Annotated in this window: 1 protein-coding gene and 1 pseudogene; both read right to left on the reverse strand. The window is 63.5% G+C overall.

The window, feature by feature from the left end:
• Positions 1-366, reverse strand: a pseudogene (locus AC5DC2_RS23245) (hypothetical protein); the annotation flags it as partial.
• A 122-nt stretch (positions 367-488) separates the two neighbouring features.
• A partial coding sequence (locus tag AC5DC2_RS23250; protein ID WP_491700199.1) for an efflux RND transporter permease subunit occupies positions 489-2,213 on the reverse strand: 1,725 nt, incomplete at its 5' end.

Raw genomic sequence — 2,213 nt, forward strand, 5'->3', positions numbered from 1 at the left:
ACCGGTCGAATCGGTATAGCCGTTCACGTCGATATCGGTGGCGTTATACTTCTGCAGGAGACCGGCAACGACGGCGAGCGAAGGACCGAAGGACGGCACGATCTCGGCGCTGTCGGTGGCAAAGGTGATGCTCGAATCGAAGACCACCGCGATATATTTCGGCGTGCGCACGATGGTGACGCCGGAGCCGGCGAGCTGCTCGCGCATCTCGGCCTCCTGGCGGTCCATATAGGCCGCCGGGTCGCTGACGGAGATATTGGTGACCGATACTTCCTCGGGCGCCTGATTCACGCTGTTCTGGGTGTTGGCCGCGCAGCCAGCAAGCAGCGCCGACGCGAAAATGGCCGTGATGAACTTGGCTTTCATGTTTCCCCCTTCAGGACTATCGGAATCGGTCATGCCGATCATTGCGTTGGAGGCCTATAACAACAGTATAGTGCCCGCTTTAGCAAGGTTTTCCATGGAAACCAAAACGGATACCCTCGCCATCAGTGACCGATCGATGCCGCCTCGTGCATCTCGGCGTTGAGACGCCGCTCTTCGTCGGCCTTCGGCTTCGAGAAGCGCGCAAGGAGGTAATAGGCGACCGGCGTGACGTAGAGCGTGACGATAGTGGCAAGGCCGAGACCGCCGACGATCACCCAGCCGAGCGCGATACGCGCCTCGGCGCCCGCGCCGGAGGCAGCAACCAGCGGAATGCCGCCGAGCACGGTGGAGATCATCGTCATCATCACCGGCCGGAGCCGGAGCATGGTCGCATGCTCGATCGCATCGCGCACGCTCTCGCCGCGATCCCTGAGCTGGTTGGCGAATTCGACGATCAGAATGCCGTTCTTTGCCATCACGCCGATCAGAAGCACGAGGCCGATCTGGGAATAGATGTTGAGGCTGGTGCCGGTCAGAAGCATGGCGATGAAGGCGCAGCCGATGCCGAAGGGCACGGTCGCCAGGATGATCAGCGCGCTCCAGACGCTTTCGAACTGGGCGGCAAGCACGAGGAAGACGATGATGATGGCAAAGCCGAACACCATGCCCATGCCCGAAGCGTTTTCATCAAGGGCGGCCGCCTCGGCCTGCGCCTGGACGTGGGCGCCCGGCGGCAGAAGCGGCTCGGCAAGCTCCAGAAGGCGCTGATAGGCGTCGCCCAGCGCCACGCCGGGCCCGAGGCTCGACGACAGCGATACAGCCGCCTGTTGCTGCTCGCGTTCGAGCGTCGGCGCGATGGATTTCTCCTCAAGCGTCGCAATGGTCGACAGCGGCACGATGCGGCCGTCTCCGGTGCGCAGGAAAATATTCCTCAGGTCGCTCGGATCATCGACCTTTCGGGTGTCGGCGCGCAGCTGGACATCATAGGATTCGCCGTCGATGAACACCTCGCCCACCGACCGGCCGTCAAGCAGCGCCATCAGCGCCTGGGAGAGCCCGCCAATATCGATGCCGAGATCGGCCGCGCGCCGGCGATCGAGGGCAAGCGCCAGCTGTGCCTGCGTCGCCTCTTCGGAAAGCCGCGGCGCGGAGAACATCGGATCGGCCTCCATGGCCTCGACAAGCGCGCTCGCCGCTTCCGTCAGCCGCGCGTGATTGGAACCGACAAGAGCGACGGAAAGCCCGTTGCCAGCGCCGCGGATATTGAGCGAGTTCGGCTGGAAGGCAAAGGCGCGCACCGCCGGAATGCTGCCCGAAGCGGCATTCACATCGCGGGCGATCTGGTCCTGCGTGCGTTCACGATCCGCCCAGGGCGCCAATGACATGACGACAAAGCCGCTGTTTGTATTGCTGCCAAAGCCCGAAATGGAAAAGATGCTCTCGATCTCGCCGCTGTCGATCAGCGGCTGGAGCTTCTCCTCCACCTGCTGGATGCGGTCGCGGGTATAATCGAGGCTGACGCCCTGGGGCGCGGAGACCCGCATCATCAGCATCGACCGGTCTTCGCGCGGCAAAAGCTCGGTGGTGAGGTTGGCATAGGCGAGATAGGCCCCGAAGATCAGCAGACCTGCAAGCGACAGGAGCACAAACGGCGCGGCCAGCACCCAGCCGAGCGTCACGGCATAGAAGCGCGCAAGGGCCGTGCCGAAGCGCGCGACCGGCCCGGGCTTCTGCTCCTTGTGGCTCACCAGAATGCGCGATGCCAGCATCGGGCACAGCGTCAGCGCCACGAAGGATGACAGCATCACGGCAAAGGCCAGGACGAAGCCGAATTCGCGGAACAGTCC

The organism is Martelella sp., assembly GCF_984369615.1.